A 25,310-nucleotide genomic window follows, 5' to 3' on the forward strand; every position below is an offset into this window, starting at 1 on the left:
AGGGGGCCCGCCCTTCGTGTCCGCTCAGTGACCGGCGCTCGCCGAGGCGGCGTCGCCCGGCGTGCCGGAGGCGTCGTGGCCGCCCGGCGTCTCTCCGGCCGCGGGGCTCTCCGGTGCGCCCGACTCGCCCTCGGCGGGAGAGCCGGACGGCGAACCCGACGGGGACGACGAGGCGCCCGGCGCGGCCGGGACCTCGGTGGGGCCCCACTCCTTGAAGTAGTGCTCGGCGGGGACGACGAACGCGGACAGGCTCACCGCGCCCGTCTTGCTGAAGGTGAAGGTGACCTTCTGGGCGTTGCCGTCCTGCACGGCCTCGCGGCTGCTCGGCAGCATCGCGGTGGCGTTGTCCTTGCCGCCCAGGATCAGTGAGCCGCCGGGCGGGATGCTGAGGCTGCCGCCCTTGGCGGGCTTGAGCTCGGCGGTCTTGCCGGTGCCGGGCAGGGTGATGGACTCCAGCGTCTCGGCGCTGCGGCCCGAGTTGAAGAGGGTGGCGGAGATCGCGGCCGGGCCGGTCGACTCGAGGTCGGGCTGCGTGATCACGATCGCGTTCTGGACCTTGATGTCGCCGACGCTCGTCGCCGCGTTGTCCGGCTTGATCTCCAGCGTCTGGGCGTCGTTGCCGGCGCCGCACGCGGCGAGCGAGGCGATCGAGAACGCGGTGACGACGGCGGCGAGGGCACCGCGTCGAAGGCTGCTGCTCACGGCGGCGGCAACTCCTTGACTCGAGCGGAGCGGCCGAAAAAGCCGCCCTAAGTGTCTGTCAGCGGGCCTTAGGTTACCGAGCCGCCCTCGTCCGGCCGCACCCGACCCCCCGGCGCCGCTGATCCCACCTGAGTCTCATGTGACTCCCGCGTCACATTGGCGTGGCCGTCGTCCCGCATTCACATAAGAGACCCGCGCGGCACCGCAAATGTTCCGTGAAGGAATGCGCGGGCCGCCTCGGAATTGATCACCGGCGGCTCGCCGGGGTACCCCGTGATCAATTCCGGATTCGACGTGAACCGTACAGGGCCGCCGAACGGAGTAGCGGAAGTCGATCATACGGAACCGGACATATGGGGAGGTTCGGCCTTCTGGAGGATGCTCCGGATGCGTGTAACGTACGCGTTTCGCTCGCCCCGAAGAGCCGCTCCCACCTGCGAATACCTTCTTCCGATCCCTGTCCGAAGCACGTTCCTGTCGGAGTTGTCAAGCCCCGAGATATGCCCTGACCTGCGAAAACGCCATTCAGTACCCGCAGTTTCCGTGTTACCCTGGATAGCCACGGAAGGGGTACCTGTCACATGACGTTCAAGGTTGGCGACACCGTGGTCTATCCCCATCACGGGGCCGCGCTGATCGAGGCCATCGAAACTCGCCAGATCAAAGGCGTGGACAAGACCTACTTGGTGCTGAAGGTCGCCCAGGGCGACCTGACGGTACGTGTGCCAGCGGACAATGCGGAGTTCGTCGGCGTGCGTGATGTGGTCGGTCAGGACGGGCTGGACCGGGTCTTCGAGGTGCTGCGCGCACCGTACGCCGAGGAGCCCACGAACTGGTCCCGTCGCTACAAGGCAAATCTGGAGAAGCTCGCCTCGGGCGATGTCATCAAGGTCGCGGAAGTGGTGCGTGACCTGTGGCGTCGTGAGCGTGAGCGCGGACTCTCCGCCGGTGAGAAGCGCATGCTCGCCAAGGCCCGCCAGATTCTGGTGAGCGAGCTCGCCCTCGCGGAGAACACCAACGAGGACAAGGCCGAGGCCCTGCTCGACGAGGTGCTCGCCTCCTGAGGCGGAACCCGTCGCACAGCGCCCTGCGCTTGCCGAAGCCGCTGATCAAGGCTGCTGGTCGAGGCTGATCAAGCGCGCGCCTGCACATCGAAATGCCGCGGTGCCCGATGACGAATTACTTTGTCGCCGGGCGCTGCGGCATGTTCGTACTCCGAAGCCGATGCGCCGTCACTCCGAGATGTGTTATCACTCACGCCCCGGTGTTCGGGGTGCCGGGCCCGGGCAGCCGGCTCGACCGGCGTCACGGAAGGGTCCGGTCGAGCGCGTCGCGCCCGGCACTCCTCCAGGCCATACCCACGCCGGGCCAGCACACAAACCTGACAGGAACCGATGTCTGACGATTCGCGTCCCTCGCCGACCGCCGGCCCCTCCGCGGCCCGCACCGCGGCCGTGATCCCCGCCGCCGGCCGCGGCGTCCGGCTGGGCCCGGGCGCCCCCAAGGCGCTCCGCGCGCTCGGCGGTACCCCCATGCTGATCCACGCCGTCCGCGCGATGGCCGCCTCCCGCGCCGTCGGCACGGTCGTCGTCGTGGCGCCGCCCGACGGTGCCGCCGAGGTCCGATCGCTGCTCGACGCGCACGCCCTGCCCGAACGGACGGACTTCCTCGTCGTCCCGGGCGGGCAGACCCGCCAGGAGTCGGTGAAGCTCGGCCTCGACGCGTTGCCGCCCGGCCACGACATCGTGCTGGTCCACGACGCGGCCCGGCCGCTGGTACCGGTGGACACCGTCGACGCCGTGATCGAGGCCGTACGGGACGGCGCCCCGGCCGTGGTGCCGGCGCTGCCGCTCGCCGACACCGTCAAGCAGGTCGAGCCCGCCGGCACCCCCGGCGAGCCGGAGCCGGTCGTCGCCACGCCGGAGCGCGCCCTGCTGCGGGCGGTGCAGACCCCGCAGGGCTTCGACCGGACCACCCTGGTCAGGGCGCACGAGACGGTGAGCGGCGAGGTCACCGACGACGCCGGCATGGTCGAACAGCTCGGCCTCACGGTCGTGGCCGTCCCCGGCCACGAGGAGGCCTTCAAGGTCACCCGTCCCCTGGACCTGGTCCTCGCCGAGGCGGTCCTGGCCCGCAGGAGGCTCAACGATGGCTTCTGACCTGCCCGTACTGCCCCAGGTCGGCATCGGCACCGACATCCACGCCTTCGAGGAGGGCCGCGAGCTGTGGTGCGCCGGCCTGAAGTGGGAGGACGCGGGCCCGGGCCTGGCCGGACACTCCGACGCGGACGTCGTCGCCCACGCCGCCTGCAACGCCCTGTTCTCCGCCGCCGGCCTCGGCGACCTCGGGCAGCACTTCGGCACCGGCCGTCCCGAGTGGTCGGGCGCCTCCGGGGTCACGCTCCTGACGGAGGCCGCACGCATCGTGCGTGAGGCCGGATTCCGCATCGGCAACATCGCCGTACAGGTGGTGGGTCCCCGCCCGAAGATCGGCAAGCGCCGGGACGAGGCGCAGAAGCTGCTGTCGGAGGCGGCCGGAGCGCCCGTGTCGGTGTCGGGCGCGACGACGGACGGGCTCGGCTTCCCCGGCCGGGAGGAAGGCCTGATGGCGGTGGCCACGGCCCTGGTGGTGCGCACCGGCTGAGGGCGGGCGCCGGGCGTTCCCGTTGCCTGTGTCACGAATGTGTGCGTCCCGTGGTGAAGGTCCTGAGGCACACCCCGGGGCCCACTACCCTGGAGTGGTGACTATTCGCCTGTACGACACCAGCGCCCGGCAGATCCGTGACTTCTCCCCGCTCCGGCCGGGTTGTGTCTCGATCTACCTGTGCGGTGCCACCGTGCAGGCGGCCCCGCACATCGGGCACATCCGCTCCGGGCTGAACTTCGACATCATGCGCCGCTGGTTCGAGTACCGCGGCTACGACGTCACGTTCGTGCGGAACGTGACGGACATCGACGACAAGATCATCGCGAAGTCGGCCGACCAGAACCGCCCCTGGTGGGCCATCGGCTACGAGAACGAGCGCGCCTTCAACGACGGCTACACCGTGCTCGGTTGCCTGCCGCCCACCTACGAGCCGCGGGCCACCGGCCACATCACCGAGATGGTCGAGATGATGCGCGGCCTCATCGAGCGCGGGCACGCCTACGAGGCCGACGGCAGCGTCTACTTCGACGTCCGCTCCTGGCCCTCCTACCTGGAGCTGTCCCGGCAGGACCTCGACGAGATGCGCCAGCCCGCCGAGGAGGGCATCACCGGCAAGCGCGACCCGCGCGACTTCGCCATGTGGAAGGCCACCAAGCCCGGCGAGCCCGACTGGGAGACGCCGTGGGGGCGCGGCCGGCCCGGCTGGCACCTGGAGTGCTCGGCCATGGCGCACAAGTACCTCGGGTCCGCCTTCGACATCCACGGCGGTGGCCTGGACCTGATCTTCCCGCACCACGAGAACGAGATCGCCCAGGCCAAGGCCTACGGTGACGAGTTCGCCCGGTACTGGGTGCACAACGCCTGGGTCACCATGAGCGGCGAGAAGATGTCCAAGTCGCTCGGCAACTCGGTCCTGGTCAGCGAGATGGTCAAGCGCTGGCGGCCCATCGTGCTGCGCTACTACCTCGGCACCCCGCACTACCGCTCGATGATCGAGTACAGCGAGGAGGCGCTGCGCGAGGCCGAGTCGGCGTTCGCGCGCATCGAGGGCTTCGTGCAGCGCGTGGTGGAGAAGGCCGGCGTCGTCGAGCCCGCCGCCGAGGTGCCGCTGGCCTTCGCCGAGGCGATGGACGACGACCTGGGCGTGCCGCAGGCCCTCGCCGTCGTGCACACCACGGTCCGGCAGGGCAACAGCGCGCTGGCCGCCGACGACAAGGAAGCGGCCGTGGCCCGGCTGGCCGAGGTCCGCGCGATGCTCGGCGTGCTCGGCCTCGACCCGCTGGACCCGCAGTGGGCGGGAGAGGGCGACCGAGGTGAGGACCTGCACGGCGTGGTCGACACGCTCGTGCGCATGGTCCTCGACCAGCGCGAGGCCGCCCGGGCCCGCAAGGACTGGCCCACCGCCGACGCCATCCGCGACCAGCTCGGCCAGTCCGGCCTGGTCATCGAGGACAGCCCGCAGGGGCCGCGCTGGAGCCTCGGCCCGCGCTAGGCCCGGCCGCGGCCGGAAGATCGATTGTGTCGCCCGGGCCTTCGGGCGGCACACTTCATAGACGTACGCACTTCACCGCCTCACGGCGACAGCAGAGACAGGTAGGTCATGGCAGCCAACAACCGCCGCATGTCCGGCAAGAAGGGCGCGCAGGTCGGCAGTGGCGGCCAGCGGCGCAGGGGCCTGGAGGGCAAGGGCCCCACCCCGCCCGCCGAGATGCGCAAGGGACACAAGAAGAACCGCGTCGCCAACGCCAAGGCGAAGCAGGCCGTGCGCCGGCCCACCGTGCGCGGCCGCGGCGGCAAGGGCACGTCCGAGCTGGTCGTCGGACGCAACCCGGTCCTGGAGGCGCTGCGCGAGGGCGTCCCGGCCTCCACGCTCTACGTCCAGCAGTTCATCGACAACGACGAGCGGGTGCGCGAGGCCCTCCAGGTCGCCGCCGAGCGCGGCGGCATCAACCTCATGGAGGCCCCGCGTCCCGAGCTGGACCGGATGACCAGCGGCCTCAACCACCAGGGCTTGGTGCTCCAGGTCCCGCCGTACGAGTACGCGCACCCCGAGGACCTGGCGGCCGCCGCCTACGACAACGGCGAGGACCCGCTGATCGTCGCCCTGGACGGCGTCACCGACCCGCGCAACCTCGGCGCGGTCGTCCGCTCCGTCTCCGCCTTCGGCGGTCATGGTGTCGTGGTCCCCGAGCGCCGCGCGGCCGGCATGACGGCCGGCGCCTGGAAGACGTCCGCCGGTACGGCGGCCCGCACCCCGGTCGCCCGCGCCACCAACCTGACCCGGGCCCTGGAGGCGTACAAGAAGGCCGGCATCACGGTCGTCGGCCTGGCCGCCGACGGCGAGGCCGAGCTCGGTGAGCTCGCGGCCCTGGACGGCCCGCTCGTCGTCGTCGTCGGCAGCGAGGGCAAGGGCCTGTCCCGGCTGGTCGGGGAGACCTGTGACGTCCGGGTGCGGATCCCGATGCCGGGCGGCGCGGAGTCGCTCAACGCCGGTGTGGCGGCGGGGATCGTGCTGTACGAGGCGGCCCGTCGACGCCGCTGAACAAGCGTCCGGAACTTCACCCGTACGGGGTGATTCCGGTGTCATCGGGGCGACGAGGACAAGCTTGACGGGGTCCGGACACATCCGGCGGGTCAAGGCAGTGTCCTAACGCGACGTCACTCGGTTAGATGAGTGTGGACACCAGAACACCCCGCACACCCACGGGGGACCGCTCGTCGGGACTCGACGACGCTCCCGCGCTGAGCATGGTGAAGGTGCCGAGCGACCCGGCGCAGGTCATCGTCAATCACGCGAGTTTCCGCGTGCAGTTGGGCGCATCGACGCGTCGCGTCCAGTCCCCCCGGGTCGCACGGCATCTGACCGCCACCGAGGACACCGCCCGCATCCCCCAGATGGGGGCAGGGACGGACGGGGCCACCGCCCGCCGCCGACCCGTCGTCTGGAGCGGCAGATCCGCCCCCGACGACACCGGAGCACACCGGCTCCTTCAGGCCGTGCGGCACGAGAGCGTCCGCCACGCCGACGAGCCCACCTCCGACGCCGGGGCCACCCAGGTCATCTCCCGCATGGGCCCGGGCCATGACACCCCCGGATACCAGGGCGCCGGCTACGGCGGCGACGGCTACGCGGGCGACGGCTACGAGGGCGACCTCGCCCAGACCGTCGAGACACCCGTCGTCGGCCCGCAGCGCACCCACGAGCCCGCCGACGGCACCCGGCTGCTGCCGCCCATGCGCACGGTCGGCAGCGCCTACGACGAACAGGCCTACGGCGAACCGGACTACGAGGACGACGAGTTCGAGGAGTCCGCGACCGAGGCGGACGGCACCGGACGCCGGGCCAAGCGGCACAGTGACGACCCGGCCCGGCACGCCTACTACCCCGGGCGCCGGATGAACCTCGGCGTCGTCCTGCTCCCGCTGCGCGTCTTCCTCGGCTTCATCTCCATCTACGCCGGCATGGGCAAGCTGTGCGACCCCGTCTACTTCGAAGGCGGCAAGCGCGGCTCCATGGTCAAGTGGCTCAACACCCTGCACCCGTGGGAAGTGGCCGAGCCGCTGCGCCAGTTCGCCCTGGAGCACCCGGTCGGCGCCGGCCTGGTCATCGCCTTCGCGCAGGTCATCGTCGGCGTCCTGACGGTGCTGGGCTGCTGGCAGCGCGTCGCCGCCTGCCTGGGCGCCCTGCTGTCGGCCGCGCTGCTGGTGACGGTCAGCTGGAAGAGCGTCCCGGCCTACGAGACCCCCGACATCATCTACCTCGCCGCCTGGTCGCCGCTGATCATCGCCGGCGCCCCCGTCTACTCGGTCGACGGCCGCCTCGCCGGCGGCGCCTGGCGCCGTCTCGGTCCTCGCACCGACATCTGGGACCTGCGCCGCTACGTGCTGCGGCGCGGTGCGCTCGTCACCGCGATCGTCACCGGCATCACCCTGCTCGTCGGCTCGCTGCTCGGCGGTGCGGTGCGGGACGCCGACCGGGTCGTCGTCCCGGGCCCCGGCGAAGCCCCGCGCAACGAGCTGCCGGGCTCCCCGCTCCCGGGTGAGCCCGGCAAGCGCCCGGAGAAGCGGACCCCGTCGGCCTCCCTGTCGCCCACCCAGGGCGCCACGGCCGGCTCGGCGAGCCCCAGCGCGGGCACCACGACGCGGCCGGGTGCCACCCGCGACACCGGCACCGTCACCGGCGGATCCCCCAGCCAGACCCAGGGGACCGCAGGCCAGGCACCGCCCCGGCAGACCTCCCCGGCCGACCAGGCCCCGAGCACCACCACCGGCCCCACCTCCGGCGGCGGCACGGCGACGGGCGGCACGGGCTCGACCGGCGGCACGGGCGACGGAGGCTCCTCCTCCACGGGCCGCCCGGGCCTGGTGGGCGGCCTGCTGGGCTAGCAGCCGACCCAAGGCAGCAGAAGGCCCCGCACCTCCCGGTGCGGGGCCTTCTGACGCGTCAGGGCTGGGCCTCAAGGGCCGCGGGGAGGAGGGGCTTCACGGAGCGACGGGCTCGGAGGCAACCGACTCAAGGGGTGCGGGGAGGAGGGGCTTCACGGAGCGACGGTCTCGGAGGTAACCGACTCAAGGGGTGCGGGGAGGAGGGGCTTCACGGAGCGACGGGCTCGGAGGCAACCGACTCAAGGGGCGCGGGGAACTGCGCGACAAGCCACGACGAACGGTCGGCCGCCGACGGGCAACGACCAGCCGAGCTCTCAGCGCCCCCACGCCGTCGGCTTCTTGACGGACCCGTCAGGTCTCTCACCGCCCGGCGCGACCGGCGGAGCCCTCAGCGTCCCAGCGCCGCCAGCTCCTTCGCCGCCTCGGTCAGATCCTTCGCCGTGTCGATGGCCCGCCAGTACGCCCCCTGCGGGATCGTGAACCCGGCCAGCCGCCGCTCACGGGCCAGATGCGGGAACGTCGTCCGCTCATGGTCTCCCCGGTGCGGCAGCAGCCCGGCGAACTCGGGGGAGAACACGTACACACCGGCGTTGATCTCGAAGGTCGACGGCGGTGCCTCGATGAAGTCGGTGATGCGCCCGAAGCCGTCGGTCTGCACCGCACCCCACGGCAGCCGGGGCCGCGCCAGCGCCAGCGTCGCGACGGCGTCCCGCTCGGCGTGGAAGTCGGCCATGTCCCGCAGCGAGAACCGCGTCCAGATGTCGCCGTTCGTGGCGTACCAGGGCTGGTCGGGGTGCGGGAGGTGCGCCGCGGCGTACTTGAGGCCACCGCCGCGCCCGAGCGGCTCCGGCTCGACGACCGTGGTGACGGAGACGGGCAGCTCGGCCGTCTCGAGCCACTTCTGCAGCACCTCGGCGAGATGCCCGCAGGACACCACGACGTCCGTCACACCCTCATCGGCGAGCCAGGACAGCTGATGGCCGATGATCGGCGTCCCCGTACCGGGGATCTCGACCATCGGCTTGGGCCGGTCGTCGGTGTACGGACGCAGCCGGGAGCCCTGGCCACCGGCCAGAACGACGGCTTGAACGGGGCGGGACGCGGCGCTCGGATCGCTCATGAGAACGAACTGTACGTGGCGTCCCGCCCGGGGCAGCAGCTGACGAGTGTTCCCGTGTCAGCCGTCGTGGACGTCCCGCCCGGCGGCGGGGTGGTGTGCGCCGGCAGGGCGGTGCGCTCAGCTGTGCGCGGCGGCGACGCCGGTCGCGAAGGCGGTGTCACAGACCGGGCGCGCGTAGGACTGCGCGCGGGTCGGGCCGTAGACCCGGACGGCGGCCTGGCCGAGAGCGCGGGCGATCGACGCGCAGTGCTTCGCCAGGGCCGGGCGGCCGTTGACGGCCTGCTGGAGGTGGGTGAGAGCGACGCCCGGGTCCTCCTCCTGCAGCTCGGTCAGCAGCTTGTCGCGCAGGACGTCCTGGGGGGCGCGCTTGGCGGCCTGCGGGGTGCCCACGGAGGTGTCCGCGGCGGTGAGCACCGGGTCCGTGGAGTTCCCCGACCAGTTGACCCGGGTGACCGCGAGGGTCCCGCAGAGCACCAGGACGACGGGCAGGACGAATGCGAGGGTGCGACCGATCCGGTGGGCGGGGCCCCGGCCGCGTCGCGTCTGTTGGTTCATGGAGTGCTTCACGCGTGTGAGGGTAGCGCCCAGTAATGGTTTGTAGACATTTAGTCACCGGTTCGGGGGATGAGAGAGCGCCACTTTCCGGGTAGCGGGTTGACGCACAACGCTCGAAACGTCCGATCTGCCGGGGTATTTGTCGACAACGGGAAGGGCCCCGCAGCACGCCGCGGGGCCCTTTTCGTCAACCCGGGTGATTCACCCGGTGTCGTGTGCTTGCTGGTTGATCAGTCCGACAGGCGCGCACCGGTCGACGTCGAGAACACGTGGGTCTCGCCGGAGCGGGGCACGATGTGCAGCTGGCTGCCCTTCTCCGGGACGTCACGGCCGCTGACACGGACGACGAGGTCCTTGGACTCGTCGCCGACCTTGGCGGTGCCGTAGACGTACGCGTCGGCGCCGAGCTCCTCGACGACGTTGACGGTGACCGCGAGACCCTGGTCGGACTCCGGGCCGGCCACGTCGAAGTGCTCGGGGCGGACGCCGACGGTGACGGTCTTGTCGGTGGCGGCGGCGATCGCGTCGCGCTGCACCGGCACGACCGACTTGCCGAACTTGACGCCGCCGTCGGTGATCGGCACCTCGACGAGGTTCATCGCCGGGGAACCGATGAAGCCGGCCACGAAGAGGTTGGCGGGCTTGTCGTACATGTTGCGCGGGGTGTCGATCTGCTGGAGCAGACCGTCCTTGAGGACCGCCACACGGTCGCCCATCGTCATGGCCTCGACCTGGTCGTGGGTGACGTAGACGGTGGTGATGCCCAGGCGGCGCTGGAGGCTCGCGATCTGCGTACGGGTGGACACGCGGAGCTTGGCGTCCAGGTTGGACAGCGGCTCGTCCATGAGGAACACCTGGGGCTCACGGACGATGGCGCGGCCCATGGCGACACGCTGGCGCTGACCACCGGAGAGTGCCTTCGGCTTGCGGTCCAGGTACTCGGTGAGGTCGAGGATCTTCGCGGCCTCCTCGACCTTCTGCCGGATCTCCGCCTTGTTGACGCCGGCGATCTTGAGCGCGAAGCCCATGTTGTCGGCGACCGTCATGTGCGGGTAGAGCGCATAGTTCTGGAACACCATGGCGATGTCCCGGTCCTTGGGCGGCAGGTGGGTGACGTCGCGGTCGCCGATGCGGATGGCGCCGGCGTTGACGTCCTCGAGCCCCGCGAGCATGCGGAGCGAGGTGGACTTGCCGCAGCCGGAGGGTCCGACGAGGACGAGGAACTCGCCGTCCTCGATGTCGATCTCCAGAGCGTCGACGGCGGGCTTGGTGGAACCCGGGTAGATCCGGGTCGCCTTGTCGAACTGCACAGTGGCCATGGTGAATGAACCCCTTCTACCGGCAGGAACGTGCCGGACGATCCGAGTAGGAAGGCGGTGCCACGACGGTGATCCCGTTGTGGTGTAGTCCACGCGTGTGAACTGGCTCAGGACGGTACCCGGCGTTCACACGTCTGTCAGTAGTTCCGGCCGTGTGAACTTCGCGGAAATTTTCGAAGCGGCTCGCATGCCTCGCCGTGCCCCGCCCGTCGCTTCTGCCCGTAGGGGCAGGCCGGCGGCGCCACGGCCCGGGGTCCGCGGCCGCGCACGGCTGTCACTCCTGCCCGTACCGGGCTCACTCCTGCCCGTACCGGCGGGCCAGTGCCGCCACGGCCCCAGCGACGGCCCGGCGCAGCTCGGGCGGGCCGAGCACCTCGGCCTCCGGGCCCAGCCGCAGCAGATCGCCGACGGCCACGGCCTCCGTCTCCACGCTCAACTCCACCTCGGTCCAGCCGTCCGCGTCCGGCGTGCCCGCGCCCTCAAGGGCGCGTACCCCCGCCGCCCCGAACTGCATCGGCAGCAGTTTCCGCCCGCGCGGTGAGAGCCGGACCCGGGCGACCCCGTGCCGCAGCGCGGCCTCCAGGTGCCGGGAGGACGCCTCCCAGTAGGCGGCCAGGTCGAAGCCGGCGGGGCGGTCGAAGCGCTCGCCCGTCTCCGCCGCGGACAGCATGCGGGAGACCCGGTAGGTCCGTACGGCCTCCTCCGCCAGGGCGACCAGGTACCAGATGCCGCCTTTCAGGACGAGCCCCAGCGGCCGCACCTCCCGGTGGACCTCGCCGCGCCAGCGCCGGTAGTGCAGCCGCAGTACCCGCCGCTCCCACACGGCCGCCGCCACGGTTTCCAGACACGGCACCGGATCGGCCTCCCGGAACCAGGCGGGCGCATCCAGGTGGAACCTCTCCTGGACCCGCCGCGCCTGCCCGGACAGCTCCGCCGGCAGGGCCGCCTGGACCTTCAGCTGGGCGCTGGCCAGGACAGCTCCCAGCCCCAGGTCCCGGGCGGGGCCGGGCATTCCGGCGAGGAACAGCGAACCGGCCTCGGCGTCGGTGAGACCGGTCAGCCGGGTCCGGTACCCGTCGACCAGCCGGTAGCCGCCCTCGGGCCCCCGGTCGGCGCACACGGGCACACCGGCCGCTCCCAGCGCCTCGACGTCCCGGTAGACCGTCCGCACCGACACCTCCAGCTCGGCGGCGAGCTGGGGTGCGGTCATCCGCCCGCGGTTCTGGAGCAGCAGGAGCAGGGAGAGGAGCCGGTCGGCGCGCATGGGGCCATTGTCGCGGCGTACGAGAGGTACCTGACAGGAGATGTCAGGTATGGCGCCCAGGCTGGTGGAGCACATCGACATCCGGCCCACCGAGAGGACCACCACCCATGCCCGGCACCCGCACCACCACCGGAACCTTCACCTTCGCCGACTGGCAGGAACGCGTGATCGGTCCCGCCGAGGACGCCATCCCCCGCCTCGCCCACGCGTCCGTCCGGAACACCTTCACGGGCGGCGTCGAGGCGGCCGGGACGAGCTGTGAGTACGCGATCGTCTACGTCACCGCGAAGACCGGCTCCTTCAGCGGCATGGAGCTCCTCAGCGGCCGTGTCGAGGGCCGTGAGGGGAGCTTCGCGGTGGAGGAGCGGGGGTCGTTCGGCGAGGACGGAACCGTGCACTGCTCCTTCGAGGTGGTACCGGGCTCGGGCAGCGGCGAGCTGACCGGCCTCACGGGGGAGGGCGGCTTCACCGCACGGCACGGCGAGACGGAGGTGGCGTACCGGTTCGCCTACACCCTGGAGGAGCCCACCGACGGCACGGAACTTCGTGGCTCGGCGTAACGGGCTCTGTGTAAAGTGGTGCCGCCCCTCACGCGCGGCAACGCGCACCACGGCACCCGCCTCCTTAGCTCAGCTGGCCAGAGCAACGCACTTGTAATGCGTAGGTCGTCGGTTCGAATCCGACAGGGGGCTCTGCTGAACCCCAGGTCGGATGTGGTCTGACCTGGGGTTTCGTCGTCAGTGGGTGTGGTGGCGTGGGCCTATGGTCCTGTACCTGATGGGCGCTCGGCATTCGCGCGGGATGTGGCTGCTGCTTCGTCGTCGCCTGCACGGGCGTAGGCAGTGGCGGACTGGTCCCATGCTTCCCGGACCCGGGACGCTTCGGCACCGGACACGTTCAGGGTGGCGGCGAACTCCGCCCAGGCCTCTCCGGTGCGTGCCCAGTCCGCCTCCTGGGTCAGCATCTCGATCGCCTTTTCCCCGGCTGCGATCGCCTCCGCGTACCGCTCCAGGCCGCGACAGGCGGTGCCGAGGTTGTTCCAGGCGACCGCTTGGCCGTGGGTGTCGCCGGTCTGCTCGTCCAGGTCGAGTGCGGTGCGGTAGGCGTCGAGTGCTTCGGGAAGGCGTCGGAGTTCCATCAGTACCGTGCCGAGGTTGTTCCAGGCGCTGGCCTGGCCGCTGATGTTGCCGGTCTGCTGGTGGAGGTCGAGTGCTGTTTGGTGGGCGTCGAGTGCTTCGGGGTAGCGCCGAAGGTCTTTGAGCGCGGTGCCAAGGGCGTTCCAGGCGTCTGCTTGGCGGTGGGTGTTGCCGGTCTGCTGGTGGAGGTCGAGTGCTGTCTGGTGGGCCTCGAGTGCTTCGGGGTAGCGCCGCAGCTCTTGGAGCGCCATGCCGAGATTGTTCCAGATGTCCGCTTGGCCGTGGGTGTCGCCCGTCTGCTGGTGGAGGTCGAGTGCGGTGCGGTAGGCGTCAAGTGCTTCCGCGTAGCGCCGGAGCTCCTTGAGTACCGTGCCGAGGTTGTTCCGGGTGACCGCTTGGCCGTGGGTGTCGCCCGTCTGCTGGTGGAGGTCGAGTGCGGTGCGGTAGGCGTCAAGTGCTTCCGCGTAGCGCCGGAGCTCCTTGAGTGCGGTGCCGAGGTTGTTCCAGGCGCTGGCCTGGCCGCTGGTGTTGCCGGACAGGTGGAACAGGTCGAGTGCGGTGTGGTGGGCGTCGTGTGCCTCGGTGTGGCGCCGGAGTTCCTGGAGCGCGGTGCCGAGGTTGTTCCAGGCGCTGGCTTGGCCGTGGGTGTTGCCGGTCTGCTGGTGCAGGTCGAGTGCCGTGCGGTGGGCGTCGTGCGCCTCGGTGTAACGCCGGAGTTCTTTGAGTGCGCCGCCGAGGTTGTTCCAGGCGCTGGCTTGGCCGTGGGTGTTGCCGGTCTGCTGGTGGAGGTCGAGTGCGGTGCGGTAGGCGTCGAGTGCTTCGGTGGAGCGTCGGAGTTCCTGCAGCGCACCGCCCAGGTTGTTCCAGGCGCCGGGCAGATTCACAGCGTCATTGAGTGCCTGGCAGGCTTCGAGTGCGTGTGCTCTGACGGTCACCGCGTCCTGGAGCCGTCGTCGCCACTCCAGGTAGCGGCCGAGGGCGAAGCCCAGGTCCAGGGCTGTCTGGGTACGCGCATGGGTGTGGGTGGTGGCGAGGAGGTTCTCACGCTCGGCGTCGAACCACAGCAGCGCCTGCTCCCGCCCGGTGAACAGCGTCGACACGGCTTCGCCGGGCGGCCGGAAGTGGGTGTCGGCTGCTCGGGCATGGCGGACGTAGTGGTCGGTGAGCCGGGTACGGGCCTGTTCGAAGCGCCGGCGGGGGACACGGCCGCGGTCCATGGTGATGCGGGCCTGTTCCTGGGCGTGGACGCGCAGGAGGTCGTGCATGGACCAGCGGTCGCGTGCCTGGCTGTTCTGGGTGAGCAGGCGTGCCCGGACGAGCTGCCGCAGGATAGGGGTGATCTTGTCCGCGGGCTGGTCGGTGAGGGCTGCGACGGCGGGCGTGGAGATGTCCGGACCGGGGTGGAGACCCAGCAGGCGGTAGAGGTCGGCCTCCTGGTGGGAGAGACGGGTCAGGCATTCGTCGAAGACGGCGCGCAGGTTGCGTTCACCGTCGTCCAGGCCGCCGAGGCGGGTGCCGGCGTCGGTGAGCATCCGCACCCGCTCGGACAGCGGCTGGTCGGGGTCGTCGGCGAGGAGCGCGGCGGCGATCTGCAGCGCCAGGGGCAGGTAGCCGCAGAGCGCTGCGAGTTCCTCCGCGGCCGTGGGCTCGTCCTCCACCCGCCGGTCGTCGGGGTCGGCCACCTCCAGCCGCTGGTGCAGGAGGTCCACGGCGGCATCCGGCTGGAGAGGGTGGAGGTTGAACAAGCGGGCACCGAGACCGGGCAGGGTGTGCCGGGAGGTCACCAGCACTGCGTGGTGACCGGCCGGAAGCAGCGGGCGGACCTGGTCCGAGGTCGAGGCGTTGTCCGCCAGGATCAGAACTCGATCCTCCTCCCGCCTCAGAGCGTCGAGCTGGGACCGATAGAGCCCCGCCCGTTCGTCCAGGGTGGGCGGGATGTGCTCCGCCGCGACGCCGAGGGCTCGCAGCAGCGCCTCCAGCGCGTCCTCGGGCGGGACAGGGGTCGGGTCGTAGCCGCGCAGGTTCACCATCTGCACTTTGGTGAACCAGCCCTTGCCGAGCGCGGCATGCCCCACGGCATGCGCGAGGGTGGTCTTGCCCACGCCTGGCAGCCCCGCGACCGACCCGATCGCCGCCCCCGGGCCGCTCCTGGGATCGAGGATGGAAAGGATCTTACGGATCTCGTCTTCGCGTCCGGTGAACTCCTGCGGCAATCCCGGCAGAGAGTTCAGCGCGGTCGGTACCGCCGCGTACGCCTGCACATTGATCTTCGTGGTCTGCGTCCCGCTACCGAGCACCTGACTGCGCTCGAACGACGCCCCCGCGAAACTGTTGCCGGTTCCTCGCCCCTGCCCCGGACGCTTGTCCTTCTTCCCGCCGCTCTTGCGCTTTCCGGACGCCTTCTTCGTCCCCATGCCCGCCGCCCGAACCGCTACCGGTTGATCGTGTTGTTCTGCGTGCCGCTGCCCAGAATCTGGCTGTCGGTGAATGTCGCGTTGCTGAAATCGTTGTGCGTGCTCTGCACCGGTGCCTGGGCGTGCGCCTGTTGGACCAGAGCCTGAAGCTCGGCGGCCACCTGCTGCCGCTCCTCCTCCGGGAGTTGCTCGAAGAGCATCTCCAGACGGGTCTGCCACCGGGTTGCCAAAACGGTCTGCACCCTGTCCGACCCGGCTCCGTCGCCAGCTGACTCCAGCTCGGCCCGGGTCTGATCAAGCCGCTCCAACTCGGCCTGCTCCCGCCCTGTTTCGCCACGACCGAGGAGGCGCGCGACACCGTTGCGGATCCCGGCCCACGCATCCGTCCCCGCCGCCTGCACGATCGCCCCGCCACCAGCCGCCGCCACCGCGATCAGTCCCTCGACCAACACGACAACACCCCCACGCATCAATGGACAAGAAGTTCAGCATAGGGAGGAACCCGTCACTCGATGAGCCGAACCATCAACCCGCATCCGTCGTCCCCGGCGTCGGCCGCCGAGAGGCCATCAACCCGCGCGATCCGGACGTGCGGTGTCCGTAGACCTACTGCACGTACCTGAGTAACTGTGGGCCCGTTCGTGGTGTCGGGCCTCAGCGCAGTAGTTGCTGTGACAGCTGTTCGATGCGTTCGAGGAGTCTTACGTTGAGTGCTGCTCGGAGTTCCTTGATGTGGGTGATTTGTCTTGAGAAGTCAGGGGTGGTCTCTCCGGGGCCGGGCCCGCGGATGATGCGGGATCGGATCTCCCAGGAGAGGTCCTGCAGTTGGTCGAAGATCTGCGCGGAGAGATCCTCCACTTCGCGGGAGGGGTCCGTCGCCGGTCTCGGTGGCTGGTAGCCCGCCGAAGCCGCTCCCTGGCTGGTTTTCGTGATCTCGTCGTCGAAGCGGTTCAGGTCGATGTCCCGGCCCGCTCCGAGACTCTGGTGGGCACGGAGCAGGACGTCGAACCAGGCCCGCCCCGTGGTCCGCAGCCGGGTGAGCCGGCTGATCTCCTCGCGGACGAGGCGCTCATGGAAGGCCCGCTCCTCGTCCCGGGACTGATGCCGGCGCTGCCGCATCGGTACCCAGACGGCGGCTGCGGCTCCGATCACGGCTCCGCCCAGCCCGGTGACCAGAGGGACCACGGTGGAAGCGTCTGTCATGCGGACGCCATACCCAGCGAGCGGCCCGAAGTCGACCGGAAGCCCTTCATCGACCACGCCGGGGCGCCCGGGTTCCGGCCTCTCGCAGACGGCGGGCGATCTCCAGCTGGGCGTCGTCGACGGGGCGCCCGTCCTCGATGTCCCACAGGGTGTTCTGGAGGACGCGGGCGAGGGTCCAGGCGTGGGCCCGGGGGCGGTCCAGGGCGAGGATGTCCGTCATGGCGTCGAAGCGCCAGCGCACGTCCTCGGGGTCGTAGCGGTTGTCCAGGGCGGGCCACAGTTCGAAACCGGGGTCGCCGGCGAGCGGCTTGGGGTCGATCGCGAGCCAGGGGGCGCGGCCGGAGGCGAGGACGTTCTCGTCGTGGAGGTCCCAGTGCAGGAGGCGGTCACCCGGCTCGTCCACCACCTCGCGTACGGCGGCCGCGCAGTCGGCGACCAGGCGGCGGACCTCGGGGTCGGGGATGCGGGCCAGGGCCCGGGGGGTCCGGTCGAGCATGTCCCGGGCGATGTCGCCGAGGCGGCGCATGCCGGGCGGGGCCGGGAGGGTCGTGAGGTGGGCCAGGAGCTCGGCGATGGTGACCACGGCCTCGTGGGCGTCCGGCACGTGGGACAGCATGCGTGTCTCGTCGAGGCGCTCCAGCAGCATGGTGCCGGTGGGCTCGTGGTGGTCGAGGAGGCGGACGGCCCCGTCGCCGTCCCAGGCGTGCAGCGCCACCGGTTCGCCCTCGCTCTCCTCGTCGAGGATCTGGAGCTTGAGGACCGCCGGGGTGCCGTCGCCGCGGACGACCGGCAGGACCAGGGCGGAGACGCCGTGCATGGGCGGTCCGTCGGTGCTGAGGCCCCAGCGGTCGAGGAAGCGGGCCGCCTGCCCGGGCAGCCCGGCGATGAACGCGCGGCCCGCCTCGCCGTTGAACTTCTCCTGTGATGCCGCCAGTTCCCGGGGAATGTCGATCACTCCGGGCACGGTAGTGCGGCGGGCCCAGCGGGGCATGCGCATTTCGCGGGGCGTTCCCGCTACCTCAGGTCACCTGTTCCGGTACGGGCGCGTGAGCCGGTGCGCCGTGTCCGGGGGCCTTCGTCGTGACCATCAGGCCCGCGATCAGCCCGGCCAGCAGCATGATGCCGGCGGCCCACCAGATGGCGACGGTGTAGCCGTGGACGACGCCCTCGCGCATCACCCGGGTGCGGTCGGACGGGTCGGTGAGGTGGGCCGTGACGTACGTGGCGGTGCTGGTGGTCGCGATGGTGTTGAGCAGGGCCGTGCCGATGGAGCCGCCGACCTGCTGCGAGGTGTTGACGGTCGCCGAGGTCACGCCCGAGTCGTGCGGGGCGACCCCAGCCGTCGCGGTGGCGAAGACCGGCATGAACGTCAGGCCCATCCCGAGGCCGAGCAGCAGCAGCGCGGGCAGGATGTCGGAGGCGTACGACGAGTGTGTCGTCATCCGGGTCAGCAGCACCATGCCGCCCGCCGCGAGGACCATGCCGGGGACCATCAGCATGCGAGGCGGCACCCGCTGGAGCAGCCGGGCCGAGATCTGGGTGGAGCCGATGATGATCGCGGCCGTCAGGGGCAGGAAGGCCAGGCCCGTCTTGACGGGGGAGTACACGAGCACGGCCTGGAGGTAGTACGTCATGAACAGGAACAGGCCGAACATGCCGATCACGGCCAGTGCCATGGTCAGGAAACAGCCGGCCCGATTGCGGTCCCGGATGATGTGCAGCGGCAGCAGCGGCATGGGTGCCCGGGACTGCCACCAGACGAACACGACGAGCAGCAGGAGCCCGGCCGCGAACAACGAGAGCACCATCGGGTCGGTCCAGCCGCGGGACTCGGCCTCGCTGAAGCCGTAGACGATCGCGACGAGGCCGCCGCAGCCGAGCAGGACACCGGGGACGTCGAGGCGGGCGCCGGCGTGGCCGGGGCGGTCGTGTAGCAGGGCGAGCGCGCCCAGGACGGCCACGAGGGCGATCGGCACGTTGACGTAGAGGCACCAGCGCCAGTTCAGGTACTCGGTGAGGAGCCCGCCGACCATGAAGCCGATCGCGGCGCCGCTGCCGGCCAGGGCACCGTAGATGCCGAAGGCCCTGCCGCGTTCCTTCGGGTCGGTGAACGTCGTGGTCAGCAGGGACAGCGCGGAGGGTGCCAGGACCGCGGCGAACGCGCCCTGGAGGGCTCGGGCGCCGAAGAGCATGCCCGCGTTGGTGGCGGCGCCGCCGAGCGCCGAGGCGGCGGCGAAGCCGACCAGCCCGATGACGAAGGTGCGCTTGCGGCCCACCAGGTCGGCGATGCGGCCGCCCAGCAGGAGCAGTCCGCCGAAGGCGAGGGTGTACGCGGTGATCACCCATTGCCGGTTGCCGTCGGACATGCCGAGGTCTCGCTGCGCGGAGGGCAGGGCGATGTTCACGATGGTCGCGTCGAGCACGACCATCAGCTGTGCCAGGGCGATGACGACCAGGCCCCACCAGCGGCGCGGGTCGGTGTCCACGGAGGGGCCCTCTTCGCCTGTCCGGGTGACACTCATCCCGCCAGAAGACCATGGATCGGGGCGGCCTGCATCCGCGGAATCCATAGCGGAACTTTGCAGAAGGGGGGAGGGGAGGAGAGGGGAGGGCCAGGACCGGGGCGCGGCTCGTCGTTGGTGGGGGTGGCGGGTCGTGGTTCGCCGTCGGCGGGGGGTGCCGGGGTGCGGCTCGCCGTCGTGGGGAGCCAGGTCGTCGTCGTCATTCCTCGTCGGCGGGGCGGCCTGCATCCCTGGGACCCTCGCCGCCGCCGGCGCGCCGGGTCACGGCTCCAGGACCACCTTTCCGATCGTCCCCCGGCTCTCCAGCGCCCGGTGAGCCGCCGCCGCCTCGCGGAGCGGGAAGCGCTGCACCGCCGGGGTGAGGCGGCCTGCCGCGGCCTCGGTGAGGGCGCGCAGTTCGAGGGTGCGGACGGGGTCGGTGCCGCCGGCCTTCCCCAGCATCACCGGGCCGAGGACCTGCTCGGAGACACCGTCGACGAGGTAGGGGCCGCCGTCCCGGATGCCCTCGCCGGACCAGCCGAAGACGATGTGCTTGCCGCCCGGGCCGAGGAGGGCGACCGCCTCGCGGGCGATGTCCCCGCCGACGCCGTCGAAGACCACGGTTGCGGTCCGGCCGCCGAGGTGCGCGCGGACCTTCGCGGGCCAGGCGGGATCCTTGTAGTCGACGGCGAGATCGGCGCCCGCCGCCTGCACCCGGGCGGTCTTCTCCGGCCCGCCCGCGAGACCCACGACGGTCGCGCCGGCGTTCTTGGCGTACTGCACGAGGAGCGTGCCGATGCCTCCGGCGGCGGCCGGGACGACGACCACGGAGTCGGGGCCGAGCTCGGCGAACTGCAGGATGCCCATCGCCGTGCGGCCCGTGCCGATCATGGCGACGGCCTCGGCGAAGTCCAGGTTGCCGGGGATCTCGTGCAGGCGCTCGACCTCGGTGACGGCCAGTTCGGCGTAGCCGCCGGGGACGAAACCGAGGTGAGCGACGACCCGCTTGCCGAGCCACAGGCCGGCGACGCCCTCGCCCAGGGACTCGATCACCCCGGCGACCTCGCGGCCGGGGACGGTGGGCAGGGCCGCCGGCTCGTTCGCCGGGCCGCCCGGCATGCCCTCGCGCAGGGCGGCGTCCAGGAGGTGGACGCCCGCCGCGCGTACGGCGATCCGCACCTGGCCGGGGCCCGGACGGGGGTCCTCGACCGGCTCGTAGGTGAGGTTCTCGGCCGGTCCGAAGGCGTGCAGGCGGATGGCGTGCATGACAGCTCCTCTGGTGGACGTTCGCTCTTCTATGGACGCTCGCCCCCCGGCGGACGTTCGCTCTCCGGTGGGGTGTTCGCTGCGACCAGCCTTCAACCTCAAGCTTGCTTGAGGTCAAGCTCGTGCCGGCCGAGGGCAAGGGAGACGGCCGTCAGGGCGCTGTTGAAGGACACCTCCGACAGCACGCCGGGGGCCGCGACCTGGTCCCCCGCGAGGTAGACCCCGTCACCCCGGTCCACGGCCGGCCGGTCGCGCCAGTCGGTGCCCGGCAGGTCGACCGCGCCCGTACGGCCGTTCGCCACCGACGCGCGCCGCCAGGTGAGCCGTTCGCGCCAGCCCGGGAAGCCGAGGTCGAGCAGCTGCTCGGCGCGCGCGGTGCCGTCGGCCTTCGACTCGTGCGGGGCGAGGGGGATCTGCCCCTGGATCAGCTGCTCGCTGGCCGGGGCCAGACTGCGGTCCTGGGCGGTGAACCGCTCCAGCCAGCCGGGCGCGTCCAGGTCGGAGACCGCGAAGGCGTCCCCGCGCCGGGTGCGCACGGCCAGGTCCACGAGGGCGGTACGTCCGCTCGGCCAGGTCAGGGAGTCGTCGCCGAGCAGACGGCGGGCGGCGTCGAGAGAGGTGGCGACGACGACGGGTGTGTCGGTGGGGAGTGTGTCGACGCGGGACAGGGTCTCCATCCGGACGCCCAGGTTCCAGGCGCACGCGGCCATCCGGTCGATGAGGCTCGCCCAGCCGCCGCGCGGATAGTGCGCCTCGGGCGGCAGCTTCGTGGCGCGGCGCAGCCGCTCCTGCACGAACGCGGCCGACAGCGAACCGGGGTCGTGGTGGAACAGGGCGACCGCCGAGTAGTGGGCGGCGGCCCGGGCCCCCTCCTCGCCCGCGATGTCCGTGGCCCAGGTGAGGAAGTCGGCGTCCACGGGCGCCTGCCGGCCCGTCCGGCGCAGCAGCTTCAGCATGGCGAACGGCGGGGTGCGGCGCAGCACGCCCTGGTGCCGCAGCCGGAGCCGGGCCGCCTCCAGGGGCGGGAGGGGCGCGAGCGGGCCGATGAGGTCGCGCTGCTTGAGCCAGACCCAGTGCGGGCCTCCGTTGTAGAGGGCGTGCGGGCCCTCGTTGGTGCGGTACGGACCCTCGGCGGTGCGCGCCCGGCCGCCGAGGGTGTGGTGGGCCTCGTGGAGGGTGACCTTGGCGCCTGCCTCGGCAGCGGTGATGGCCGCGGTCAGTCCGGCGAAGCCGCCGCCGATGACGGTGATGCGGTGCATGGATCGGGATCTCCCTCGAAGTCGGAGCCGGAACCGGAGACGGGTCGCCTTCCAGGACCGGGATGCCTTTGCCACGTACGACCGGTCGAGGGCGCCGGAATGTGACATCGCCGGTTTCGGCGCAGGTCGGGGGCGTTGTCAGTGGCGGGGTGCAGCATGGGGGGATGGCGAGGAGAGCGGCGGGCGGTACGGGGGTGAGGGGCGCGCGGCGACCGGAGGTGCGGCTGCCGGCGCTGGAGCCGTACGGGGGAGGTGAGCTGGAGCCGGACGGGGACTACGACGGGCTGGAGTTCCGCGAGGCCGACCTCTCCGGGCAGGACGGATCGGGCGCCCGGTTCATGGACTGCGCCCTGACGGGCTGCGCGCTGGACGAGACCCGGCTGCCGCACGCCCGGGTGCTGGACTCGTCCCTCACCGGCATCCGGGGCGTGGGCACCGACCTCGCCGAGGCGACCCTCCGCGATGTGCAGCTGACCGACGCCCGGCTCGGTGGGCCGCAGTTGCACGGGGCGGTGCTGGAGCGGGTGCTGATCCGCGGCGGCAAGATCGACTATATGAACCTGCGCACGGCCCGGCTCAGGGACGTCGTCTTCGAGGGCTGCGTGCTGGTCGAGCCGGATTTCGGCGGCGCCCGCCTGGAGCGCGTGGAGTTCGTGGACTGCGCGCTGAAGGGCGCCGACCTGCACGCGGCGACCCTCACGGACGTCGACCTGCGCGGCGCCGCGTCCCTGGAGATCGGCCGGGGGCTGGACCGGCTGTCGGGGGCGGTGATCAGCACCGCACAGCTGCTGGATCTGGCACCGGCGCTGGCGGCGCAGTGGGGCATCCGCGTCGAGGGCTGACGCCGGGCGGGCGGCTGCGGAACGCGGTCGCGGCGGCCACCGGAGCCGCTCTCCGGGCGGCGCCTGCGGAGGACGACTGTCGGGGGCCCACGGAAGACGCCGCCGGGCGGCGCCTACGGCAGGCGCGGGAAGCGGGCCTGGAGGGTCCAGATCGCGGGATTCTCCGCGAGGTCGTCGTGCAGGTCGGTGAGGTCGGCGATCAGGTCGTGCAGGAAGTCCCGCGCCTCGCGGCGCAGTTCGCTGTGGGAAACGGTGAGCGGGGGCTCCTCCGCGCGCATCCAGTCGGCCTCGATGTCCACCCAGCCGAAGCGGCGCTCGAACAGCATCCGGTCCGTCGACTCGGTGAAGTCCAGCTCGGCCCGCTGCGGCCGGGACGCCCTGGAACCCGCCGGGTCCCGGTCGATCCGCTCCACGATGTCGCACAGCGCCCACGCGAAGTCGAGCACCGGCACCCATCCCCAGGCTGTGGACACCTCGTGGTCGGTCTTGGTGTCCGCCAGATAGACGTCCCCGCAGAACAGGTCGTGCCGCAGCGTCCGGACGTCCGCGCGGCGGTAGTCGGTCTGCGGCGGGTCGGGGAAGCGGTTGGAGAGGGCGTAGCCGATGTCGAGCACGGAGGTGATGGTGTCACGTGATCGTAGGATCGCGGTCGTGGCCCGTTCTGCACGACTTGTCCCCACGCTTCCCGCAACCACGCTGCTCTCCACAACCAGGCTCCTCCGCGCACCCACGCTCCTCCGCGCACCCACGCTCCTCCGCGCAGCCGCCCTGCTCGCCTCGGCCGTCGTCCTCACCGCGTGCAGGGGCGGGGTGCACGGGATCCCGGGTGGCTCCGGCGTCCGCGACCCGTACTTCCCGAAGGCCGGCAACGGCGGCTACGACGTCCGCCACTACGGCCTGCGCCTCGGCTACGACCCCGGCGCCCACCGCCTCACCGGCACGGCCGTCCTCACCGCCCACGCGACCCAGGACCTCTCCGCCTTCAACCTCGACCTGCTCGGCATGGAGGTGGAGGAGGTCACCGTCGGCCCCCGGATCGCCCGCTGGAACCGCGCGGGGCAGGAGCTCACCGTCCGGCCGCACGACGACATCGAGCGGGACGAGACGTTCCGCGTGACCGTCCGCTACTCCGGGACGCCCGAGACCGTCACCGACCCGGACGGCTCCCAGGAGGGCTGGCTGCGCACCGCGGACGGGGTGCTCGCACTGGGCGAGCCGACGGGGTCGATGGCGTGGTTCCCCGGCAACCACCACCCCTCCGACAAGGCGGCGTACGACCTCACCGTGACCGTGCCGAAGGGATTGCGGGCCGTCTCCAACGGGGAGTTGCGGAGCGAGACGATCACGCGGGGGCGCACGACGTTCGTCTGGCACACCGGTGAGCCGATGGCGAGCTACCTCGCGACCCTCGCTATCGGCCGCTTCGACATCAGCCGCTCCCGGGCCGGGGACCTGCCCGTGTACACGGCCGTCGACCCGGCGGAGGCGGCGGCGAGCCGGCCCGTGCTCGGACGGCTTCCCGAGGTGCTGCGGTGGGCGGAGCGGCGGTTCGGGCCGTACCCCTTCGCCACCACCGGCGCCGTCGTCGACAGCGCGCCCTCCGTCGGCTACGCCCTGGAGACGCAGAGCCGCCCGGTGTTCCCCGGGGCTCCCGACATCCCGCTCCTCGTCCACGAACTCGCCCACCAGTGGTACGGCGACTCCGTCACGCCCGAGAGCTGGCGGGACATGTGGCTCAACGAGGGATTCGCGACGTACGCGGAGTGGCTGTGGGAGGAGGACCACGGCGGACGGACCGCGCAGGAGACGTTCGACGCGGTGTACTCGGGTGAGCACTTCGACACCGAGGAGGCGGCGGAGGAGATCTGGGAGTTTCCCCCGGCCGATCCGCCGAGCGCCGCGCAGATCACCGACCCGCCGGTGTACTGGCGCGGGGCGATGGTGCTGCAGAAGCTGCGGCAGGCCGTCGGGGACGAGCGGTTCTTCTCGATCCTCAGGGGGTGGGCGGCGACGTACCGGTACGGCAACGCCGGCACGGCCGACTTCACGGCGTTCGTCGAGAGGCGGGCACCCGGGGGCGATCTCCGGCCGGTCTGGGACGAGTGGCTGTACGGGGACGGGAAGCCCGAGCGGGCCTGAGGCCTCACCGAGTGGACAGTTCCTTGCGCAGGACCGCGCAGGGGCGCCCGTGTTGCAGGTCCTCACGGTGGTCGATGACCTGATGGCCGAGGGCGGTCCAGAAGGCCAGGGCCTTGGGGTTGTCCACCAGGACGGCCAGGCGGACGGCGCTGCGGCCCGCCGCGCGGAAGCGGTCCTCCACGAGTGCGGCCAGGCGGCGGCCGTGGCCCTGGCCGTGCAGGCGTGCGTCCACCATGAGCAGGCCGATCCAGGGGTCCGGGTCGGCGGGGTCGGGGTGGTGGTCGAGGGTGACGGCGATGCCGATGAGCCGGCCGAAGCCGCGGGCGAGCAGGATCTCGGTGCCGGGGTGTTCCCACTCCTCTGCCAGGGCGGCCGCGACCTGCTCGGGGCGGATGTCCTCCGGGTCGGGGAAGTCGCCGGTCAGAGCGTGGAACTCGTGGTTGGAGGTGTAGAGGGCGGTCAGCTCCGCGAGGAGGGGGCCGCTCAAAGGCGCCGAGGTCGGGGGCAGCGGGTCGAGGATCACGTGGGGAACGTATCCCGGCCGGGGAGGGTTTCGAC

At 71.6% G+C, this 25,310-nt stretch carries 23 protein-coding genes and 1 tRNA gene; 10 read left to right on the plus strand and 14 right to left on the minus strand.

Annotated elements, in window-relative coordinates; genetic code table 11:
- Positions 1-24 precede the first annotated feature (24 nt).
- Positions 25-702 carry a DUF461 domain-containing protein gene (locus ACIQU3_RS12955; protein WP_403739871.1) on the minus strand — a complete coding sequence of 226 codons (678 nt, stop codon included), beginning with the start codon at positions 700-702 and terminating at the stop codon, positions 25-27.
- Positions 703-1,283: 581 nt separating this feature from the next.
- On the opposite strand from ACIQU3_RS12955, the gene ACIQU3_RS12960 reads away from it, so the two are divergent.
- The 6 genes from ACIQU3_RS12960 (at position 1,284) to ACIQU3_RS12985 (ending at position 7,734) form a co-directional block, all read left to right on the plus strand.
- Positions 1,284-1,766, plus strand: coding sequence for a CarD family transcriptional regulator (locus ACIQU3_RS12960; RefSeq protein WP_003953493.1), 483 nt, complete (start codon positions 1,284-1,286; stop codon positions 1,764-1,766).
- Positions 1,767-2,096: 330 nt separating this feature from the next.
- Positions 2,097-2,861, plus strand: coding sequence for a 2-C-methyl-D-erythritol 4-phosphate cytidylyltransferase (gene ispD / locus ACIQU3_RS12965; RefSeq protein ID WP_403739874.1), 765 nt, complete (start codon positions 2,097-2,099; stop codon positions 2,859-2,861).
- A complete protein-coding gene (gene ispF / locus ACIQU3_RS12970) occupies positions 2,851-3,345 on the plus strand; it encodes a 2-C-methyl-D-erythritol 2,4-cyclodiphosphate synthase (RefSeq protein ID WP_403739877.1) in 495 nt (164 codons plus the stop codon). The genes ispD and ispF overlap by 11 nt, the downstream gene beginning before the upstream one ends.
- A gap of 97 nt (positions 3,346-3,442) precedes the next feature.
- The gene (gene cysS / locus ACIQU3_RS12975; protein ID WP_403924832.1) at positions 3,443-4,840 is read left to right on the plus strand and encodes a cysteine--tRNA ligase; all 1,398 of its coding nucleotides are present in this window, start codon (positions 3,443-3,445) and stop codon (positions 4,838-4,840) included.
- A gap of 108 nt (positions 4,841-4,948) precedes the next feature.
- Positions 4,949-5,890, plus strand: a complete 942-nt coding sequence (gene rlmB / locus ACIQU3_RS12980) for a 23S rRNA (guanosine(2251)-2'-O)-methyltransferase RlmB (protein ID WP_403924835.1) — start codon at positions 4,949-4,951, stop codon at positions 5,888-5,890.
- Between the two features lie 128 nt (positions 5,891-6,018).
- Positions 6,019-7,734, plus strand: coding sequence for a DoxX family protein (locus tag ACIQU3_RS12985; RefSeq protein WP_403924838.1), 1,716 nt, complete (start codon positions 6,019-6,021; stop codon positions 7,732-7,734).
- A gap of 388 nt (positions 7,735-8,122) precedes the next feature.
- Here the strand turns inward: ACIQU3_RS12985 and ACIQU3_RS12990 are convergent, their stop codons facing one another.
- The 4 genes from ACIQU3_RS12990 to ACIQU3_RS13005 all read right to left on the minus strand — a co-directional run bounded on the left by ACIQU3_RS12990 (position 8,123) and on the right by ACIQU3_RS13005 (position 11,992).
- Complete coding sequence (locus ACIQU3_RS12990) at positions 8,123-8,854, minus strand: nucleotidyltransferase family protein (RefSeq protein ID WP_366710807.1); 732 nt, start codon at positions 8,852-8,854, stop codon at positions 8,123-8,125.
- Between the two features lie 117 nt (positions 8,855-8,971).
- Complete coding sequence (locus tag ACIQU3_RS12995) at positions 8,972-9,421, minus strand: hypothetical protein (protein ID WP_403739894.1); 450 nt, start codon at positions 9,419-9,421, stop codon at positions 8,972-8,974.
- 218 nt (positions 9,422-9,639) lie between these two features.
- The gene (locus ACIQU3_RS13000) at positions 9,640-10,728 is read right to left on the minus strand and encodes an ABC transporter ATP-binding protein (protein ID WP_403739897.1); all 1,089 of its coding nucleotides are present in this window, start codon (positions 10,726-10,728) and stop codon (positions 9,640-9,642) included.
- A gap of 295 nt (positions 10,729-11,023) precedes the next feature.
- On the minus strand, positions 11,024-11,992 hold the full coding sequence (locus ACIQU3_RS13005) for a helix-turn-helix transcriptional regulator (protein ID WP_403739902.1): 969 nt from the start codon (positions 11,990-11,992) through the stop codon (positions 11,024-11,026).
- Positions 11,993-12,099: 107 nt separating this feature from the next.
- On the opposite strand from ACIQU3_RS13005, the gene ACIQU3_RS13010 reads away from it, so the two are divergent.
- Together ACIQU3_RS13010 and ACIQU3_RS13015 are read left to right on the plus strand one after the other, a co-directional pair.
- Positions 12,100-12,552, plus strand: coding sequence for a DUF3224 domain-containing protein (locus tag ACIQU3_RS13010; protein ID WP_403739906.1), 453 nt, complete (start codon positions 12,100-12,102; stop codon positions 12,550-12,552).
- Positions 12,553-12,610: 58 nt separating this feature from the next.
- Positions 12,611-12,684: transfer RNA gene (locus tag ACIQU3_RS13015), tRNA-Thr, on the plus strand.
- Between the two features lie 68 nt (positions 12,685-12,752).
- Here the strand turns inward: ACIQU3_RS13015 and ACIQU3_RS13020 are convergent.
- The 7 genes from ACIQU3_RS13020 to ACIQU3_RS13050 form a co-directional block, all read right to left on the minus strand.
- A complete protein-coding gene (locus ACIQU3_RS13020) occupies positions 12,753-15,542 on the minus strand; it encodes a tetratricopeptide repeat protein (RefSeq protein ID WP_403924841.1) in 2,790 nt (929 codons plus the stop codon).
- Positions 15,543-15,559: 17 nt separating this feature from the next.
- The gene (locus ACIQU3_RS13025; RefSeq protein WP_403739978.1) at positions 15,560-15,994 is read right to left on the minus strand and encodes a hypothetical protein; all 435 of its coding nucleotides are present in this window, start codon (positions 15,992-15,994) and stop codon (positions 15,560-15,562) included.
- 202 nt (positions 15,995-16,196) lie between these two features.
- The gene (locus tag ACIQU3_RS13030; RefSeq protein WP_403739983.1) at positions 16,197-16,745 is read right to left on the minus strand and encodes a hypothetical protein; all 549 of its coding nucleotides are present in this window, start codon (positions 16,743-16,745) and stop codon (positions 16,197-16,199) included.
- Positions 16,746-16,791: 46 nt separating this feature from the next.
- The gene (locus ACIQU3_RS13035) at positions 16,792-17,736 is read right to left on the minus strand and encodes an aminoglycoside phosphotransferase family protein (protein ID WP_403740431.1); all 945 of its coding nucleotides are present in this window, start codon (positions 17,734-17,736) and stop codon (positions 16,792-16,794) included.
- Between the two features lie 28 nt (positions 17,737-17,764).
- Positions 17,765-19,267, minus strand: a complete 1,503-nt coding sequence (locus ACIQU3_RS13040; RefSeq protein ID WP_403739988.1) for an MFS transporter — start codon at positions 19,265-19,267, stop codon at positions 17,765-17,767.
- A gap of 261 nt (positions 19,268-19,528) precedes the next feature.
- Entirely contained in the window at positions 19,529-20,512 is a 984-nt protein-coding gene (locus ACIQU3_RS13045; protein ID WP_403739991.1) for a zinc-binding dehydrogenase, read from the minus strand.
- A gap of 98 nt (positions 20,513-20,610) precedes the next feature.
- Positions 20,611-21,771, minus strand: a complete 1,161-nt coding sequence (locus ACIQU3_RS13050) for an FAD-dependent oxidoreductase (RefSeq protein WP_403924844.1) — start codon at positions 21,769-21,771, stop codon at positions 20,611-20,613.
- Positions 21,772-21,935: 164 nt separating this feature from the next.
- Between ACIQU3_RS13050 and ACIQU3_RS13055 the strand changes: the two genes are divergently transcribed.
- Positions 21,936-22,613: a pentapeptide repeat-containing protein gene (locus ACIQU3_RS13055; RefSeq protein WP_403924847.1), complete on the plus strand. Its 678-nt coding sequence runs from the start codon at positions 21,936-21,938 to the stop codon at positions 22,611-22,613.
- A 113-nt stretch (positions 22,614-22,726) separates the two neighbouring features.
- Here the strand turns inward: ACIQU3_RS13055 and ACIQU3_RS13060 are convergent, their stop codons facing one another.
- Complete coding sequence (locus ACIQU3_RS13060; protein WP_351338409.1) at positions 22,727-23,227, minus strand: hypothetical protein; 501 nt, start codon at positions 23,225-23,227, stop codon at positions 22,727-22,729.
- A gap of 7 nt (positions 23,228-23,234) precedes the next feature.
- Between ACIQU3_RS13060 and ACIQU3_RS13065 the strand changes: the two genes are divergently transcribed.
- On the plus strand, positions 23,235-24,752 hold the full coding sequence (locus ACIQU3_RS13065; RefSeq protein WP_403925320.1) for a M1 family metallopeptidase: 1,518 nt from the start codon (positions 23,235-23,237) through the stop codon (positions 24,750-24,752).
- Positions 24,753-24,756: 4 nt separating this feature from the next.
- Here the strand turns inward: ACIQU3_RS13065 and ACIQU3_RS13070 are convergent, their stop codons facing one another.
- Positions 24,757-25,275 (minus strand): GNAT family N-acetyltransferase, encoded by a 519-nt coding sequence (locus tag ACIQU3_RS13070; protein ID WP_403924850.1) that lies wholly within the window; start codon positions 25,273-25,275, stop codon positions 24,757-24,759.
- Positions 25,276-25,310: the final 35 nt, after the last annotated feature.

Origin of the sequence: Streptomyces sp. NPDC101110, from assembly GCF_044759525.1 — a bacterium.
GTDB lineage: Bacteria > Actinomycetota > Actinomycetes > Streptomycetales > Streptomycetaceae > Streptomyces.

Bases quoted from the DNA above. Each gene is read 5' to 3' on its own strand.
- ACIQU3_RS12960 (WP_003953493.1), top strand. From the start codon at position 1,284: ATGACGTTCAAGGTTGGCGACACCGTGGTCTATCCCCATCACGGGGCC.
- ispD (WP_403739874.1), top strand. From the start codon at position 2,097: ATGTCTGACGATTCGCGTCCCTCGCCGACCGCCGGCCCCTCCGCGGCC.
- ispF (WP_403739877.1), top strand. From the start codon at position 2,851: ATGGCTTCTGACCTGCCCGTACTGCCCCAGGTCGGCATCGGCACCGAC.
- rlmB (WP_403924835.1), top strand. From the start codon at position 4,949: ATGGCAGCCAACAACCGCCGCATGTCCGGCAAGAAGGGCGCGCAGGTC.
- ACIQU3_RS12985 (WP_403924838.1), top strand. From the start codon at position 6,019: ATGAGTGTGGACACCAGAACACCCCGCACACCCACGGGGGACCGCTCG.
- ACIQU3_RS12990 (WP_366710807.1), bottom strand. From the start codon at position 8,854: ATGAGCGATCCGAGCGCCGCGTCCCGCCCCGTTCAAGCCGTCGTTCTG.
- ACIQU3_RS13000 (WP_403739897.1), bottom strand. From the start codon at position 10,728: ATGGCCACTGTGCAGTTCGACAAGGCGACCCGGATCTACCCGGGTTCC.
- ACIQU3_RS13005 (WP_403739902.1), bottom strand. From the start codon at position 11,992: ATGCGCGCCGACCGGCTCCTCTCCCTGCTCCTGCTGCTCCAGAACCGC.
- ACIQU3_RS13010 (WP_403739906.1), top strand. From the start codon at position 12,100: ATGCCCGGCACCCGCACCACCACCGGAACCTTCACCTTCGCCGACTGG.
- ACIQU3_RS13020 (WP_403924841.1), bottom strand. From the start codon at position 15,542: ATGGGGACGAAGAAGGCGTCCGGAAAGCGCAAGAGCGGCGGGAAGAAG.
- ACIQU3_RS13030 (WP_403739983.1), bottom strand. From the start codon at position 16,745: ATGACAGACGCTTCCACCGTGGTCCCTCTGGTCACCGGGCTGGGCGGA.
- ACIQU3_RS13035 (WP_403740431.1), bottom strand. From the start codon at position 17,736: ATGCCCCGCTGGGCCCGCCGCACTACCGTGCCCGGAGTGATCGACATT.
- ACIQU3_RS13040 (WP_403739988.1), bottom strand. From the start codon at position 19,267: ATGAGTGTCACCCGGACAGGCGAAGAGGGCCCCTCCGTGGACACCGAC.
- ACIQU3_RS13045 (WP_403739991.1), bottom strand. From the start codon at position 20,512: ATGCACGCCATCCGCCTGCACGCCTTCGGACCGGCCGAGAACCTCACC.
- ACIQU3_RS13050 (WP_403924844.1), bottom strand. From the start codon at position 21,771: ATGCACCGCATCACCGTCATCGGCGGCGGCTTCGCCGGACTGACCGCG.
- ACIQU3_RS13055 (WP_403924847.1), top strand. From the start codon at position 21,936: ATGGCGAGGAGAGCGGCGGGCGGTACGGGGGTGAGGGGCGCGCGGCGA.
- ACIQU3_RS13065 (WP_403925320.1), top strand. From the start codon at position 23,235: ATGGTGTCACGTGATCGTAGGATCGCGGTCGTGGCCCGTTCTGCACGA.